The sequence below is a fragment of the Pseudomonas sp. NFPP24 genome, assembly GCF_900112095.1.
Lineage (GTDB): Bacteria > Pseudomonadota > Gammaproteobacteria > Pseudomonadales > Pseudomonadaceae > Aquipseudomonas > Aquipseudomonas extremorientalis.
Window position 1 is genome coordinate 104,137 of record NZ_FOKD01000001.1, and the last position, 16,038, is coordinate 120,174.

12 protein-coding genes are annotated in these 16,038 nt (G+C 59.0%); 5 read left to right on the forward strand and 7 right to left on the reverse strand.

Translation table 11 applies throughout. From position 1 onward, the window contains the following. Positions 1-14: 14 nt before the first annotated feature. The gene (locus BM026_RS00525) at positions 15-572 is read right to left on the reverse strand and encodes a DNA-3-methyladenine glycosylase I (RefSeq protein WP_093527093.1); all 558 of its coding nucleotides are present in this window, start codon (positions 570-572) and stop codon (positions 15-17) included. A gap of 81 nt (positions 573-653) precedes the next feature. Between BM026_RS00525 and glyQ the strand changes: the two genes are divergently transcribed. The 4 genes from glyQ (at position 654) to BM026_RS00545 (ending at position 5,050) form a co-directional block, all read left to right on the forward strand. Next, entirely contained in the window at positions 654-1,607 is a 954-nt protein-coding gene (gene glyQ, locus BM026_RS00530) for a glycine--tRNA ligase subunit alpha (protein ID WP_003187265.1), read from the forward strand. Further along, the gene (gene glyS / locus BM026_RS00535; protein ID WP_071490895.1) at positions 1,604-3,658 is read left to right on the forward strand and encodes a glycine--tRNA ligase subunit beta; all 2,055 of its coding nucleotides are present in this window, start codon (positions 1,604-1,606) and stop codon (positions 3,656-3,658) included. The genes glyQ and glyS overlap by 4 nt, the downstream gene beginning before the upstream one ends. 2 nt (positions 3,659-3,660) lie before the next feature. Next, entirely contained in the window at positions 3,661-4,197 is a 537-nt protein-coding gene (gmhB, locus tag BM026_RS00540) for a D-glycero-beta-D-manno-heptose 1,7-bisphosphate 7-phosphatase (RefSeq protein WP_170856039.1), read from the forward strand. An 82-nt stretch (positions 4,198-4,279) separates the two neighbouring features. Continuing rightward, positions 4,280-5,050: a lysophospholipid acyltransferase family protein gene (locus tag BM026_RS00545; RefSeq protein ID WP_092241494.1), complete on the forward strand. Its 771-nt coding sequence runs from the start codon at positions 4,280-4,282 to the stop codon at positions 5,048-5,050. 181 nt (positions 5,051-5,231) lie between these two features. Here BM026_RS00545 and BM026_RS00550 read toward each other — a convergent pair whose 3' ends face one another. Beyond that, positions 5,232-7,511, reverse strand: coding sequence for a CHASE2 domain-containing protein (locus BM026_RS00550; RefSeq protein ID WP_093527095.1), 2,280 nt, complete (start codon positions 7,509-7,511; stop codon positions 5,232-5,234). 3 nt (positions 7,512-7,514) lie between these two features. Next, positions 7,515-8,447, reverse strand: a complete 933-nt coding sequence (locus tag BM026_RS00555; protein WP_093527097.1) for a FecR family protein — start codon at positions 8,445-8,447, stop codon at positions 7,515-7,517. 287 nt (positions 8,448-8,734) lie between these two features. On the opposite strand from BM026_RS00555, the gene BM026_RS00560 reads away from it, so the two are divergent. Next, positions 8,735-9,460 carry a response regulator transcription factor gene (locus tag BM026_RS00560; protein ID WP_071490891.1) on the forward strand — a complete coding sequence of 242 codons (726 nt, stop codon included), beginning with the start codon at positions 8,735-8,737 and terminating at the stop codon, positions 9,458-9,460. A 105-nt stretch (positions 9,461-9,565) separates the two neighbouring features. Here the strand turns inward: BM026_RS00560 and gyrB are convergent, their stop codons facing one another. The 4 genes from gyrB to dnaA are packed head-to-tail and all read right to left on the reverse strand — an operon-like array spanning position 9,566 to position 15,771. Beyond that, the gene (gene gyrB / locus BM026_RS00565) at positions 9,566-11,983 is read right to left on the reverse strand and encodes a DNA topoisomerase (ATP-hydrolyzing) subunit B (RefSeq protein ID WP_025854386.1); all 2,418 of its coding nucleotides are present in this window, start codon (positions 11,981-11,983) and stop codon (positions 9,566-9,568) included. 4 nt (positions 11,984-11,987) lie between these two features. Next, entirely contained in the window at positions 11,988-13,091 is a 1,104-nt protein-coding gene (gene recF / locus BM026_RS00570; RefSeq protein WP_058424369.1) for a DNA replication/repair protein RecF, read from the reverse strand. Between the two features lie 20 nt (positions 13,092-13,111). After that, on the reverse strand, positions 13,112-14,215 hold the full coding sequence (gene dnaN / locus BM026_RS00575; protein WP_058424368.1) for a DNA polymerase III subunit beta: 1,104 nt from the start codon (positions 14,213-14,215) through the stop codon (positions 13,112-13,114). 38 nt (positions 14,216-14,253) lie between these two features. Beyond that, the gene (gene dnaA / locus BM026_RS00580) at positions 14,254-15,771 is read right to left on the reverse strand and encodes a chromosomal replication initiator protein DnaA (RefSeq protein WP_092241502.1); all 1,518 of its coding nucleotides are present in this window, start codon (positions 15,769-15,771) and stop codon (positions 14,254-14,256) included. Positions 15,772-16,038: the final 267 nt, after the last annotated feature.

Genomic DNA, 16,038 nt, shown 5'->3' on the forward strand with positions numbered 1-16,038 from the left:
GCAAAGCGCGCATTCTAACCGGCGTTGGCCAAGTCCGCGTAACGGTCGCAGTCCTGAGTGTGGTCCATGACCATGCCCGAGGCCTGCATGAAGGCGTAGCAAATGGTCGGCCCGACGAAGGTGAAACCGGCTTTTTTCAGGGCCTTGCTCATGGCTTCGGCTTCGGGCGTGATCGCCGGGACTTCGCTGCGGTCCTTGAAGTGATTGACCTTGGGTTTGCCGCCGACGAAGGACCAGAGCAAACCCACCGGTTCCTCCAGCGCCAGCCAGGCAGCGGCGTTGCGCCGAGTGGCGTTGAGCTTCAGGCGGTTGCGCACGATGCCCGGATCGAGCATCAGCGCGTCTATCTCGGCGTCGCTCAGTTGGGCCAAGCGCTGCGCATCAAACCCGAACAAGACCTTCCGATAATGCTCGCGTTTGCGTAAAACGGTGATCCAGGACAGGCCCGCCTGGAACCCTTCGAGCAAAAGCAACTCGAACAAACCCTGCGCATCGCGCAGCGGCGTTCCCCACTCCTGATCGTGATAAGCCATGTACAGCGGATCTTCAGAACACCAAAAGCAGCGTGGCATAAGGCTCCAGGGAGTGGTGGCGGGGCCGAATCGGGTATACTCCCGCTCTTTAAATCGCAGCCCAAGTAACAGGTGAATTTCGTGAGCCAGCCTACGCCAGCCGTGCGTACCTTCCAAGACTTGATCCTCGCCCTCCAGCAATACTGGGCCGAGCAAGGTTGTGTGGTACTTCAGCCCTACGATATGGAAGTAGGCGCCGGCACTTTCCACACCGCTACATTCCTGCGGGCCATCGGCCCGGAAACCTGGAACGCCGCTTATGTGCAGCCCAGTCGTCGCCCGACTGACGGCCGCTACGGCGAAAACCCGAACCGTCTGCAGCACTACTACCAGTTCCAGGTGGTATTGAAGCCGAACCCGGACAACTTCCAGGAACTCTACCTGGGCTCGCTCAAGCATGTGGGCCTGGACCCATTGGTCCACGACATCCGTTTCGTCGAAGACAACTGGGAATCGCCGACCCTGGGCGCCTGGGGCCTGGGCTGGGAAGTCTGGCTCAACGGCATGGAAGTGACACAGTTCACTTACTTCCAGCAGGCAGGTGGTATCGAGTGCTACCCGGTGACCGGCGAGATCACCTACGGTCTCGAGCGCCTGGCCATGTACCTGCAGGGCGTGGACTCGGTCTACGACCTGGTGTGGGCTGACGGCCCGTTCGGCAAGGTCACCTACGGCGACGTGTTCCACCAGAACGAAGTGGAGCAGTCCACCTACAACTTCGAACACGCCAACGTCGACAAGCTGTTCGAACTGTTCGATTTCTACGAAAGCGAAGCCAAGCGCCTGATCGAGCTCGACCAGCCGCTGCCGTTGCCAAGCTATGAAATGGTGTTGAAGGCCTCCCATACCTTCAACCTGCTGGACGCGCGCCGTGCCATCTCGGTAACCGCGCGCCAGCAATACATCCTGCGTGTACGCACCCTGGCGCGTTCCGTCGCCCAAGCCTACCTGCTGGCTCGCGCCAAGCTGGGCTTCCCGATGGCCACCCCGGACCTGCGTGATGAAGTGTTGGCTAAGCTGGAGGCTGCACAATGAGTGTTCAAGATTTCCTGGTTGAACTGGGCACCGAAGAGCTGCCACCCAAGGCACTGAACACCCTGGCCGATGCGTTCCTGGCCGGTATCGAAAAGGGCCTGCAAACCGCCGGCCTGAAATTCGCCGCGAAAAAAGTCTACGCCGCGCCGCGCCGCCTGGCCGTGTTGCTGACCGCACTGGAAACCCAGCAGCCGGACCGCAGCATCAACCTCGACGGCCCACCGCGCCAGGCCGCTTTCGACGCCGAAGGCAACCCGACCCAGGCCGCCCTGGGTTTCGCCAAGAAGTGTGGCGTGGAACTGAGTGAGATCGACCAGAGCGGCCCGAAACTGCGGTTCAGCCAGGTCATCACGGGCAAGCCGACCGCCAGCCTGCTGCCAACCATCGTCGAAGATTCGTTGAACGACCTGCCGATCCCCAAGCGTATGCGCTGGGGTGCACGCAAGGAAGAGTTCGTACGCCCAACCCAATGGCTGGTGATGCTGCTCGGTGACCAGGTCATCGACTGCACCATCCTCGCCCAGAAGGCCGGCCGTGACTCCCGTGGCCACCGCTTCCATCATCCGCAAGCGGTACGTATCACTTCGCCGGCCAACTACCTCAACGATCTGCGCGCTGCCTATGTGCTGGCTGATGCCAACGAGCGTCGCGAGCTGATCAGCAAGCGCACCGAAGAACTGGCCCGCCTGCAGGAGGGCACCGCCATCGTGCCGCCAAGCCTGCTCGACGAAGTGACCGCGCTGGTTGAATGGCCGGTGCCGCTGGTGTGCTCGTTCGAGGAGCGTTTCCTCGACGTGCCGCAGGAAGCCCTGATCACCACCATGCAGGACAACCAGAAGTACTTCTGCCTGCTGGACGTGGACGGCAAATTGCTGCCGCGCTTTATCACCGTGGCCAACATCGAGAGCAAGGACCCGCAGCAGATCATCGCCGGTAACGAGAAAGTCGTGCGCCCGCGCCTGACCGACGCCGAGTTCTTCTTCAAGCAAGACAAGAAACAGAAGCTGGAAGACTTCAACCTGCGCCTGCAGAACGTGGTGTTCCAGGAAAAACTCGGCAGCGTCTACGACAAAGCTGTGCGGGTTTCCAAGCTGGCCGCCTACATTGCGCCGCGCATTGGTGGTGACTCCGCCTGGGCTGCCCGCGCTGGCCTGCTGTCCAAGTGCGACCTGGCCACCGAGATGGTCGGCGAGTTCCCGGAGATGCAAGGCGTAGCCGGTTACTACTACGCCCTCAACGACGGCGAGCCGGACGACGTGGCACTGGCCCTGAACGAGCAGTACATGCCGCGCGGTGCCGGCGCTGAATTGCCAAGCACCCTGACCGGTGCAGCCGTGGCCATCGCCGACAAGCTGGACACCCTGGTGGGTATCTTCGGTATCGGCATGTTGCCAACCGGCAGCAAAGACCCGTATGCCCTGCGCCGTGCGGCCCTGGGCGTGCTGCGTATCCTGATCGACAAAAAGCTGGACCTCGACCTGACCCAGGCCGTGGTGTTCGCGGTCGGCCAGTTCGGTGCCAAGGTCAAACAGGCCGGCCTGGCCGAGCAAGTGCTGGAGTTTGTGTTCGACCGCCTGCGTGCGCGTTACGAAGACGAAGGCGTGGACGTGTCGGTGTACTTGTCGGTACGTGCCCTGCAGCCGGGTTCGGCGCTGGACTTCGACCAGCGCGTACAAGCCGTGCAGGCGTTCCGCAAACTGCCGGAAGCCGACGCCCTGGCCGCCGTGAACAAGCGTGTGTCGAACCTGCTGAGCAAGGCCGAAGGCCTGGGCAACGCTGACGTCGACCCTGGCCTGTTTGCCGATGCCAAGGAGTTCTCGCTGAACTCGGCCATCGCCAAGGCGGAAAACGCGGTGAAGCCGCTGATCGCTGAGCGCAACTACGCCGAAGCATTGGCGCGCCTGGCCACCTTGCGTGAGCCGGTGGATGCGTTCTTCGAAGCGGTGATGATCAATGCCGACGATGCCGGCGTGCGGAAAAACCGCTACGCCATGCTGGCGCGCCTGCGTGGCTTGTTCGTCAACATCGCTGACATTTCGACGCTGAGCTGACCATGTTGAAACTGCTGATTCTCGATCGGGACGGGGTGATCAACTACGACTCCGACGCTTACATCAAGTCGGTGGCGGAATGGATTCCACTGCCCGGCTCCATCGAGGCCATCGCGCAGTTGAGCAAAGCCGGCTGGACGGTGGCGATCGCCACCAACCAGTCCGGAATTGCTCGCGGGTACTACGACATCGCCACCCTGGACGCCATGCACGCACGCCTGCGTGCACTGGTGGCCGAGCAGGGCGGTGAGGTGGGGCTGGTGGTGTACTGCCCCCACGGGCCGGATGAGGGCTGCGATTGCCGCAAACCCAAGCCTGGCATGTTGAAAACCATTGCAGAACATTACAAGGTGCCCTTGGCTGGGCTATGGTTCGTCGGTGACAGCCTCGGTGACCTGGAGGCGGCCAAAGCCGTCGACTCTCAGCCAGTTTTGGTCAAGACCGGGAAAGGCGAAAAGACCCAGGCGAAAAACCTGCCGGTAGGCACCTTGATTTTTGACGATCTGGCGGCCGTTGCCGCAGAACTTATCAACAACTAGCCGCCCTCGACTTCCTGACCAAGGACTGTTCGGGAGTGCGCTTTTAACAGGCGGGCGTTGTCCCGCAACGGTAAATGCCGCCATGTCGATTTTGCAGGCCATCAGAACCTTTTTCTTTTACCTGCTGTTGGGCACCAGTTCGTTTCTCTGGTGCACCCTGAGCTTTTTTATTGCGCCCTTCTTGCCGTTCAAGGCGCGCTACCGCTTCATCAACGTTTACTGGTGCCGCTGCGCGTTGTGGCTGACCAAGGTGTTCCTGAACATCCGCTTCGAGATCAGGGGCGCGGAAAATGTCCCGGACCAGCCGTGCGTGATTCTGTCGAACCACCAGAGCACTTGGGAGACGTTCTTTCTCTCGGCGTACTTCTCGCCGTTGAGCCAGGTGCTCAAGCGTGAGTTGCTGTATGTGCCGTTCTTCGGCTGGGCCATGGCCATGTTGCGTCCGATCGCCATCGACCGCGACAACCCCAAGGCAGCGCTCAAGCACGTGGCCAAGAAGGGCGATGAACTGCTCAAGGATAACGTGTGGGTACTGATCTTCCCGGAAGGGACTCGCGTGCCCTACGGCACCGTAGGCAAGTTCTCACGCGGGGGTACGGCTTTGGCAGTCAACGCCAACTTGCCCGTGCTGCCGATTGCCCATAACGCCGGCAAGTTCTGGCCAAAGACCGGATGGGCCAAGCGCGAAGGCATCATCACCGTGGTGATTGGCGAACCGATGTACGCAGAAGGTGAAGGCCCACGTGCCATTGCAGCGCTGAATGACCGCGCTCAGGCGTGGAATGAAGCGCAGCAACGGGCAATGGGTTCGCTGCCGCCAGAGCCTGTTGTGGTCGACACTCCGGTGACCTGAGCATCTGTGGATAACCTGTGTACGGTTTGTTGGCGAATTGTGCTTTTTTAAGCATAACATCTTGATTTTATTGCATATTTCCCAAGCTCATAAAATCGCTGAAAAGGTGCATAAGTTTTTCCGCATAAAAAAACCGGTCCTTGCGACCGGTTTTTCATGCACAGCAGAAAAGTACGTTTTTTCAGTCTTCCAGCAGCGGTAGTTGCAGGCTGAACGTGGTGCCTTTGCCTACCACGCTTTCGCAACGGATATGTCCACCGTGGCGCTCGATTACCGCCTTGACCATGGTCAACCCCAACCCCAATCCTTCACTACCCTGAGCGGACTCAAAGCGCCGGTATTGGCTGAATAGCTCCGGCAAATCCTCTGCCGCAATCCCCGGCCCCTGATCGCTGATACGGCATTCCAACCAGCCCTGCGCACTGCTGTGCCGCAACCTGACGGTGGTACCGGAAGAGGAGTATTTGATCGCGTTCTCCAGCACATTGAACAACGCACGAGTGAGCAGCGACTGGTCAGCGGAGACCATGCCCTCGTCGGCCTCATCCAGATCATGAACCAGGTGGATCCCCTTGAGCTGGGCGATCAGCGCCACCTGATCAAAGGCGTCCATCACCAACATCGCAAATAGCGTCGGCTGGAACTGGTAACCGTCAGCTTCGGCCTTCGCCAGTTGCACGAAGGATTCGGTAAGGCCCAGGGCGCGGCGAACCTGTTGTTCTATCTGGGCGAAGACTGGGGACTCGCCGTTATGCACATCCAGCAGCGCGAGGATCGCCGAGTGCGGTGCACGCAAGTCATGAGAGAGGAAACGCAACATGGTTTCGCGGTGCTGTTGCGCATCACGCTCCTTGCTCAAATCCGTCAGGCTCAACAGCCAGCCCAGTGCAACATCACCTTCGGCCGGCAGTAAGGGTGCCAATTCCATGCGCAGGCTGCGTTGATGGATGTCGCGGAACTCGACCAGCTCCAGCGCCGAGAGGGCGGGGCGCACACCATTGTGCAGCGGCGGGTAGCCCAGGTCGGCCAATTGTTCCAGCAGGTTTTCGGTGACCAGGTCATTGCCGAACACCTCGCGGGCAATGCGGTTGGCCAGCAGGATGTTACCCATGGGGTCGGTAATCAGCGTCGCTACCGGCAGGCACTCCAGGCCATCGGCCATGAAGCGCCGCGTATCCCGCGTGCGGCTTACGGCCTGCTCCAGGGCAAAGATACGCGCTTGCAGCACGTCGCCTTTGCTGGCGGGCGCACGGCGGCGTTCGGGCAGGACTTTGGGTTCGTTATCCAGGCGTGCCAATTCCCAGCCGAAGTAGGCGAGGATCACGCTCAGGCGACGCCAGTTCCAGATCAGGTAGCTGAGCAGCAAACCAATCAGACACGCGGCGGGCGACCACCAGTGGCCCAGGCGCAACAAGGCCCAGGCGCCGAGCAACGCAGCGATCATGCAGCCCAGGGTCATCCACAGTGCATAGCGCGGCCGATAGAGCAGCAGGCCCAGCAACAATGCCACCAGGGAGGTCGCCATCAGCGCCGCGAGCCAGCCCGGCAGGTCGACAATGCTGCGACCTTGCAGCAAGCCGTTGAGCACGTTGGCCTGGATTTCCACGCCTGCCGTTGTACCGACCGTGGAGGAGAGGGGGGTGACGAACCGATCCCCCATACCGGAAGCCGTTGAACCCACCAGGATCAGGCGCCCTCGTAGCTGCTCGGGAGGAACCTCACCGCGCAATACGCTGACGTAGGACACGCTGGGGAAATGGGTATGGGGTGCGATAAACGGGATGCGGATGGCGTGTTCACGGTGCCAGTGTTGTGCGGTCGCCTGCTGCGGCTCGCCCGGCATGTCCGATAGCTCGCCGCTCATCTCATAGGCCAGCCAGGCCAGTTGCGGTGCCGTCGTCTCGGGAGGGCCTTCACGTAGATACAGGCTGCGGACCACGCCGTCGCTGTCCGCTTCGACATTGATGTGGCCCACGCCCTTGGCGCACTTATGCAACGCCAGCATCTGACCACCGGGCTGGCTATAACTTGAAGTGCCCTCACGTACCAGAGGCAGCAAGACGTTGCCTGCATTGCATACCGCTTCGGCCAAGCGTTTGTCATTGGCGGGATCGCCGGGCTCACTGAAGATCACATCGAGGAGGATACCCGCCGGTTGCCCGGCGCTCAGGCGGTCGATCAGGTTGGCGTGCAAGCTGCGTGGCCAGGGCCACTGGCCAAGCTTTTTCAGGCTGGTGTCATCAATGGTAACCAGCAGGATGCGCGGGTCTACAGGAAGCGGGGTAAGGCGCCGAAGGCTGTCGTACAGCGGATTATTCAACGCCAGGCCTGGGCTCAACGACAGATAGACGGTAACAGGCAGCAACAGCAACCCGATCCACAACCACTCGCGCACCAGGCCATGAAACAGGCGCTGGGCATGGGTGGGCTGGCGTTTCTCGGTCTTGCCCCAGAGCTTCATAGGTCAATGTGCCTGGGTGGTGGGTGGGTAGTAAAAGATGTCATAGACCCCGGTTTCTCCCTCCAGCCCGTTTTCATCGTAGGCCGAAAGGCGCACGTGGTAGAACGAGGCTTTGAGCCCAGTGAAGCTCATTTTCGGCGCACTGGAAAAGTTTTCCTGCTTGATGTCCATGAAGGCTTTGTCGGTAGCGATCTGTGCCCGGTATCGCTGTGCTCCGGGCAAAGGCCGGAGGTACAGGCTCCAGACCGGCGCATCGCCTTTCTGGCCGTCCTGACCCACGAGCTTCGGTGCAGCAAGTAGCTCAACCGGTTTCAGGTCTCCCTGCTTCCTGAACAGCAGACCTTGCCGGGCATCGATTTTTACCTCCTGTTCCATCGGCTGGTTTTTTGCCTCGCGGCTGACGGCAACCTGCCCGTCCAACACTTCGAGCAGCGATTGCTCTGCGTCGTTACGCACCCGGAAATGCGTGCCGCGTACGCCCAACACCCCCACGGGGGTCACGATCTGAAAACGATCATGGTCGCTGGCACGCTTGATCACATACGCTTCCGCCTGGCCCTGTTCGAGTACAACCTGGGGAATCGACAGCTTGCGCTCCAGATGCAATCGAACCTGTGAACTTGCGGGCAACACCACGCGGGATCCGTCACCGAGCAACAGGCTGACGAACGCGGACGCCGAGGTCTTCACGCCTTCCTGTTCATCAATGGTCATGCCTTCCAGCAAAAGGCTCGCCTGGCCCTTGGTATCAATTTTCCAGGCTTCCCCGGTGAGATGCTGAACCACCGCCGGCAGGGGCTGGGGGCGACACAGCATGTGATCATCAATGTAAGGCGTGCGCGTCTTGCCAACCGCCCCTGCAGAGCCTACAGCCATGATCAACAATGAGGGGAGGGCACGGCACAGGCGGTTCGAAGAAAGGATCATGGTGCTCATCAAGATTGGGTTCCAGAAGGTATCTGACACCAGCACGCAGGAGTGTACGGCAGCGCATGCGTCGGCTGATCCTTTTCCTTATGGGCGGGAGCCGGTATCTTTCCCACATCGGTATCAAGGACTTTCAATGGGTTAATCGCACATTGATGCCAGCGTACCGAGAGATCCAAGGGGTCGACGGATCTGAACACAATTCTTCAGATTCAGAGACCGGCATCTGCGCAGTACGTGCCCATCACTAACCCGGCTGACGGCTGCCGTATTTTTCAAGAAGAAAGGACCCACCCATGCGTGTCGCAATACTGGATGACGAACCCGCGGAACTGCGACGGGTGGAACAGACACTGCGACAAATCCCCAGCACTGCCGAACAACCCTGGACCCTGCACTGCTTCGAACGCGGTGAAGACCTGCTACGCCAATTGCGCCGGGAAACCTTCGACCTGTTGATACTCGATTGGCAATTGCCGGATATCAGCGGTATTGCTCTGTTGCGCTGGACCCGTGAACACATGGAGTCGCCGCCTGCGGTCATCATGCTGACCAGCCGCGATGCAGAGAGCGATATCGTCACTGCGCTGAACAGTGGTGCCGATGATTATGTCAGCAAGCCCTTCCGTCCCAATGAACTGAAGGCGAGGGTGACGGCGGTTCTACGTCGCCACGGCCTGCAGAAATCAGCCAACCATGAAGTGCAGAGCTTCAACGACCTGACCTTTGATGATGCGGAGTTGACCGTGACCCGGGCGGGAAAACCGATCAACCTCACCGAACGCGAGTACCGTCTGGCCAGTTGCTTGTTTGCCAACCTGGCCCGACCGCTTTCCCGAGAGTATCTCTATGAGCGATTTTGGACCCACGAAGAAATGGTGTCGTCGCGGCCGCTCGATACGCACATCTATCGACTGCGTAATAAGTTGGGACTGACCGCGGATAGGGGGTGGCAGCTGTTGACGATCTATGGGTACGGTTACCGATTGGAAAGTGTAGCGGTGCCCTCGCAACAGGGCTGAAAACCAGAATGTTCCACGTGGAGCATTCAGCAGACAGCCGATATTCACCCAATAAAAAAGGCCAACGCATAGCGTTGGCCTTTTGGGTTCAGCAGGCTATCAGAATCAGAAGTCCAGGTTGGAGACCGCCAGGGCATTACTTTCAATGAAGTCACGACGAGGCTCGACCGCATCACCCATCAGGGTGTTGAAGATCTGGTCCGCGCCAATGGCGTCCTCGATGGTCACGCGCAGCATGCGACGCTGAGCAGGGTCCATGGTGGTTTCCCACAGCTGATCCGGGTTCATTTCACCCAGACCTTTGTAGCGCTGGATGGTATGGCGCTTGGTGCTTTCGGCCATCAGCCAGTCGAGGGCTTCCTTGAATTCCTTGACCTGCTTCTTGCGTTCGCCACGTTGAATATAAGCGCCGTCGTCCAACAGGGTGCTCAGTTGTGCGCCCAGCGTTACTACGGTCTTGTAGTCATTGCTGCCGAAGAAGTCGCGGTTGAAGGTGACGTAGTTCGACAGGCCGTGGGAGATCAGTTCGACCTCCGGCAGCCATACGTTACGTTCACGGTCTTCACGCAGGCTGGCTTTGTACACCAGGCCGGACTTCTCGACAGTGCGCAGACGCACTTCGTACTGGGCCAGCCAATCCTGCATGTGCGCGTGGTCGCCCAGTTGCTCCAGGCTTACGGCTGGCAGGTAGATGAAGTGCTCGGTCAACTCCTGAGGGTAAAGGCGTGACAGACGCTTGAGGGTCTTCATCACCATGCGGAAGTCGTTAACCAGACGCTCCAACGCTTCACCGGAGATGCCCGGAGCCTCATCGTTCAAGTGCAGGCTGGCATCTTCCAGGGCCGACTGCGTCATGTACTCTTCCATGGCGTCGTCGTCTTTGATGTATTGCTCTTGCTTGCCTTTTTTGACTTTGTACAACGGCGGCTGGGCGATGTAGATGTAGCCACGCTCGATCAGCTCCGGCAACTGACGGAAGAAGAAGGTCAACAGCAGGGTCCGGATGTGCGAACCGTCGACGTCAGCATCGGTCATGATGATGATGTTGTGGTAGCGCAGCTTGTCGATGTTGTACTCGTCGCGGCCGATACCGCAGCCCAACGCTGTGATCAAGGTGCCAACTTCCTGGGAAGAAATCATCTTGTCGAAGCGCGCCTTCTCGACGTTGAGGATCTTACCCTTCAACGGCAGGATGGCCTGGGTGCGACGGTTACGACCCTGCTTGGCGGAACCGCCAGCAGAGTCACCTTCCACCAGGTACAGTTCGGAGAGGGCAGGGTCCTTCTCCTGGCAGTCAGCCAGTTTGCCTGGCAGGCCAGCGATATCCAGCGCACCTTTACGACGGGTCATCTCACGTGCCTTACGCGCCGCTTCACGGGCACGTGCAGCGTCGATCATCTTGCCAACGACCAGCTTGGCTTCGTTCGGGTTCTCCAGCAGGAAGTCGGAGAAATACTTGCCCATTTCCTGTTCAACGGCAGTCTTCACTTCGGAAGACACCAGCTTGTCTTTGGTCTGGGAGCTGAACTTGGGATCCGGCACTTTCACCGAAATAATCGCGGTCAGGCCTTCACGCGCATCATCACCGGTGGTGGCGACTTTGTGCTTCTTGGCCAGGCCTTCGGCCTCGATATAGGTATTCAGGTTACGCGTCAGTGCGGAACGGAAACCCACCAGGTGAGTACCGCCGTCGCGCTGAGGAATGTTGTTGGTGAAGCACAACAGGTTCTCGTTGAAACTGTCGTTCCACTGAAGGGCGATTTCCACGCCAATGCCGTCTTCACGCTGGATGTTGAAGTGGAACACCTGGTTGACCGCAGTCTTGTTGGTGTTCAGGTATTCAACGAACGCACGCAAGCCGCCTTCGTACTTGAACAGCTCTTCCTTGCCGCTGCGCTCGTCCTTGAGGACGATACCCACGCCGGAGTTAAGGAACGACAGTTCACGAATCCGTTTGGCCAGGATGTCCCAGCTGAAGTGGATATTCTTGAAGGTTTCAGCCGATGGCTTGAAGTGGATCTGCGTACCGGTGGTTTCACTGTCGCCGACGATTTTCATCGGTTCTTGTGGAACACCGTGGACGTAGGTCTGTTCCCAGATCTTGCCGCTACGGCGCACGGTCAGGATCAGCTCTTCGGACAGTGCGTTCACTACCGAAACGCCCACACCGTGCAAACCACCGGAGACCTTATAGGAGTTGTCGTCGAACTTACCGCCGGCGTGGAGCACGGTCATGATGACCTCCGCCGCCGAGACGCCTTCTTCTTTGTGCACGTCTACTGGAATACCGCGACCGTTGTCACGCACGGTAATAGACTCATCCGGGTGGATGATGATGCTGATGTCGTCGCAGTGACCGGCCAAAGCTTCGTCGATGGAGTTGTCGACCACCTCGAACACCATGTGGTGCAGACCGCTACCGTCATCAGTGTCGCCAATGTACATACCGGGACGTTTGCGTACGGCATCCAAACCTTTCAGCACTTTAATGCTGGTCGAGTCGTACGTGTTTTCTTCGCTCATGCCTTCACTCCCGATGGTCGTGGGTCTGGGTGATACGGCCTTGTTCCACGTGGAACAAAGCGACTGGCGTTTCCGTCTGCCAGCCTTCCCTCAATAATTCGTGGTCTACACAAGTGATAAACACCTGGCAGCGTAATTCTTCCAACAAGCGGCATAGCGCGTGGCGGTGCTGCTCGTCGAGTTCCGACGGCAAGTCGTCCACCAGATAAATACACTGACCGCGCCGGGCTTGGCTCACCAAGTGGCCCTGGGCAATCCGCAGTGCGCACACCACCAACTTCTGCTGGCCACGGGACAAGATGTCCGCAGCATTGTGAGCGCCTAATCTAAGGCGCAAATCAGCCCGCTGTGGTCCGGCCTGGGTATGACCAATTTGCTGATCCCGCTGCAGGGACGTCGCGAGCACTGCACTCAGCTCACGCTCTTTGTCCCAACCACGGTAGTAGCTCAGCGTCAGCCCTTCGAGGTCCAACAACTCACTCAAGGTCTGCTCAAAGACTGGTTTCAAGGCTTTGATATAGGCGCGGCGGTATTCATCTATTTCGTCGCTGGCCAGGCACAGTTCACGGTCCCAGGCCGCTTGCGAAGCGGCGTCAAGTGTACCATGCCGCAGCCATGAGTTCCGCTGCCGCAGCGCCTTCTGCAAGCGCTGCCACGTGGCCATAAAACGTGGTTCCACGTGGAACACTCCCCAATCGAGGAATTGCCTGCGGATTTTCGGGGCACCTTCCAACAAACGAAAACTGTCGGGGTTGATCAATTGCAGCGGCAGAATTTCCGCCAGCTGCGCGGCACTGCGAGCATTTTGCCCGTCAATGCGGATTTGGAACTCTCCACCGCGATCTCGGGATATGCCCAGGCTGCTGTGCCCGCCTTCAGCCAATTCGACCTGGCCAAACACCGTGCACGCCAATTGTTCGTACTGGATGACGGGTAACAGGCGAGCGCTGCGAAAGGAACGGGCAAGCCCCAACAGATGAATGGCTTCCAGCACGCTGGTTTTGCCACTGCCGTTGGCGCCGTGGAGGATATTGATGCGGGGAGAGGGGGAGAAGGTCACCGGGTGCAGATTGCGCACCGCGGTGACCGAGACGCGACTGAGGGACATCTAGCTTCTGCTGAGCATGGTTACAGGCGCATCGGCATGACAACGTAAGCCGAGTCATCGTTGTCGGATTCCTGCACCAGGGCGCTGCTGTTGGAGTCCGACAGAATCAGACGAACCTGTTCGGTGGTCATCACACCCAGTACGTCCAACAGATAGCTAACGTTGAAGCCGATTTCCAGTGAACCGCCGTTGTAGTCAACGCCCACTTCTTCTTCCGCTTCTTCCTGCTCCGGGTTGTTCGCCTGGATTTTCAACTGACCGTTGGCCAGTTGCAGACGGATACCACGGTACTTCTCGTTGGACAGGATCGCGGTACGGCTGAACGCTTCACGCAGCGCTTGGCGATCGCCCAGCACCAGCTTGTCGCCACCTTTAGGCAACACTCGCTCGTAATCCGGGAACTTGCCGTCAACCAGCTTGGAAGTGAAAGTGAATTCGCCGGTAGTCGCGCGGATATGGTGCTGCCCCAGCACGATGCTGACGTTGCCTTCCGGCTCTGTAAGCAGACGCGCCAGCTCAAGGATACCCTTGCGCGGCACGATCACCTGGTGACGATCCGGTTGGCCGATATCGGCACGCATCGAACACATCGCCAGACGGTGACCGTCGGTGGCCACCGCGCGGATAATACCTTCCGACACTTCCAACAGCATGCCATTGAGGTAGTAGCGTACATCCTGCTGGGCCATGGCGAAGCTGGTGCGCTCGATCAAGCGACGCAGCTTGCTCTGATCCAGGCTGCACGTCAGAGAACCCGGGCCTTCTTCAACCGTCGGGAAATCATTTGCCGGCAAGGTGGACAAGGTGAAGCGGCTGCGGCCGGCCTTGACGACCAACTTCGCTTCATCAACCTTGATGTCGATCAACGCATCGTTCGGCAGGCTTTTGCAGATGTCCATCAGCTTGCGCGCCGGCACGGTGATCTCGCCAGGCTCGGCGGGTTCTTCCAGCTGTACACGACCGACCAGCTCGACTTCCAGGTCGGTACCGGTCAGGGACAATTGCTGGCCTTCGACGACCAGCAATACGTTAGAGAGCACCGGCAAGGTCTGTCGGCGCTCGACGACGCCTGCGACCAGTTGCAGGGGTTTCAACAGGGCTTCGCGTTGAATGGTGAAATGCATGGTCTAGTCCCTTGCCTTAATAAGCTGCGCTGGTGTCATCAAGTAGTCAGTGTACGCAGCAGGTTCTTGTAGTCCTCGCGAATATCCGCGTCGGATTCCTTAAGTTCGTTGATCTTGCGGCACGCGTGCAAGACCGTGGTGTGGTCGCGTCCGCCAAACACATCACCGATTTCCGGCAGGCTGTGGTTGGTCAACTCCTTGGAGAGCGCCATGGCCACCTGACGGGGACGTGCAACCGAGCGCGAACGGCGCTTGGACAGCAGGTCGGAAATCTTGATCTTGTAGTACTCGGCCACGGTGCGCTGGATGTTATCCACACTCACCAGTTTGTCCTGCAGCGCCAACAAGTCTTTGAGGGATTCGCGAATCAACTCGATGGTGATATCGCGGCCCATGAAGTGTGAGTGCGCGATGACCCGCTTGAGTGCACCTTCGAGCTCACGCACGTTGGAGCGGATGCGTTGGGCGATAAAGAAGGCGGCATCGTGTGGCAGGTCGACTTTGGCCTGATCGGCCTTTTTCATCAGGATCGCGACGCGGGTTTCAAGCTCCGGCGGCTCTACCGCAACAGTCAGGCCCCAGCCGAAGCGCGACTTCAAGCGTTCTTCCAGGCCTTCGATTTCCTTCGGATAACGGTCGCTGGTCAAGATGACCTGCTGGCCACCTTCGAGCAGGGCGTTGAAGGTGTGGAAAAACTCTTCCTGGGAACGCTCTTTACGGGCAAAGAATTGAATGTCATCGATCAGCAACGCATCAACCGAGCGGTAGAACCGCTTGAACTCGTTGATCGCGTTGAGCTGCAGGGCCTTGACCATGTCTGCCACGAAACGCTCCGAATGCAGGTACACGACCTTGGCATTCGGGTTCTTCTTTAACAGGTGGTTACCCACAGCGTGCATCAAGTGAGTCTTACCCAAGCCAACGCCACCATAAAGGAAGAGCGGGTTGTAGCCATGCTTGGGGTTATCGGCGACCTGCCAGGCGGCTGCGCGAGCCAACTGGTTGGATTTACCTTCGACAAAGTTCTCGAAGGTGAACGTACGGTTCAGGTAGCTGGTGTGCTTGAGCGCGCCTTCGACCTGGACGGTGCGCTGTTCGGCGCGGACCGGGGCTTGCTGGGACGCGGCGCCTGCCATCGGGTCAAAGCTGTCGCGGGACGGCTCTTCATTTTCTGGCGCGCTTTTTCTCGCAGACGATTTGGATGATGCCGGTGCAGGAGCAGGCGCACTGGCGGCCGGTGCGGCGGCTGCCTGGGCTTGCGACGCCGCAGCAGCCAATGGCGCATTCGGCGCAGCGCGAGGTGCAGAGCTGCGTTTGCTGCCTATTAATAAGGAGAGCACGGGCGCGAGGCCGTTGCCATGTTCATCGAGCAATTCGAGAACGCGGCTCAGGTACTTCTCGTTGACCCAATCGAGAACAAAACGATTGGGTGCGTAGACACGCAACTCGTCGCCTTCGGCTTCGACCTGTAGCGGACGGATCCAGGTGTTGAATTGCTGGGCAGGCAGCTCATCGCGCAAAAGCTCCACGCACTGCTGCCAAAGTTCCACTGACACGGATATCCCCTAAGTTGAAAGCCGGTGAGGCAAAAACAGCCGCCATTGTAGCGGCGAGCCGTTCACTTATCCACATGTAGCTTGATCACAGGCCAGCCAAAATCAACGTCTTAACAGCAATAAAGGCGACCAATGGTCTGTGCATAAGCTCTGTGGATAAGCGGCCCTGAGATCGTTGCACAAGTAGGGGCGAAAGTCTGTGGGTAACCAGCCTGTGGATAACAGCCCATTCCACACACAGCTTATCCGACAGCGCAGCACAGGCAG

Coding starts and splice junctions, on each gene's coding strand:
- BM026_RS00525 (WP_093527093.1), bottom strand. CDS start 572: ATGCCACGCTGCTTTTGGTGTTCTGAAGATCCGCTGTACATGGCTTAT.
- glyS (WP_071490895.1), top strand. CDS start 1,604: ATGAGTGTTCAAGATTTCCTGGTTGAACTGGGCACCGAAGAGCTGCCA.
- gmhB (WP_170856039.1), top strand. CDS start 3,661: ATGTTGAAACTGCTGATTCTCGATCGGGACGGGGTGATCAACTACGAC.
- BM026_RS00545 (WP_092241494.1), top strand. CDS start 4,280: ATGTCGATTTTGCAGGCCATCAGAACCTTTTTCTTTTACCTGCTGTTG.
- BM026_RS00550 (WP_093527095.1), bottom strand. CDS start 7,511: ATGAAGCTCTGGGGCAAGACCGAGAAACGCCAGCCCACCCATGCCCAG.
- BM026_RS00555 (WP_093527097.1), bottom strand. CDS start 8,447: ATGAGCACCATGATCCTTTCTTCGAACCGCCTGTGCCGTGCCCTCCCC.
- BM026_RS00560 (WP_071490891.1), top strand. CDS start 8,735: ATGCGTGTCGCAATACTGGATGACGAACCCGCGGAACTGCGACGGGTG.
- gyrB (WP_025854386.1), bottom strand. CDS start 11,983: ATGAGCGAAGAAAACACGTACGACTCGACCAGCATTAAAGTGCTGAAA.
- recF (WP_058424369.1), bottom strand. CDS start 13,091: ATGTCCCTCAGTCGCGTCTCGGTCACCGCGGTGCGCAATCTGCACCCG.
- dnaN (WP_058424368.1), bottom strand. CDS start 14,215: ATGCATTTCACCATTCAACGCGAAGCCCTGTTGAAACCCCTGCAACTG.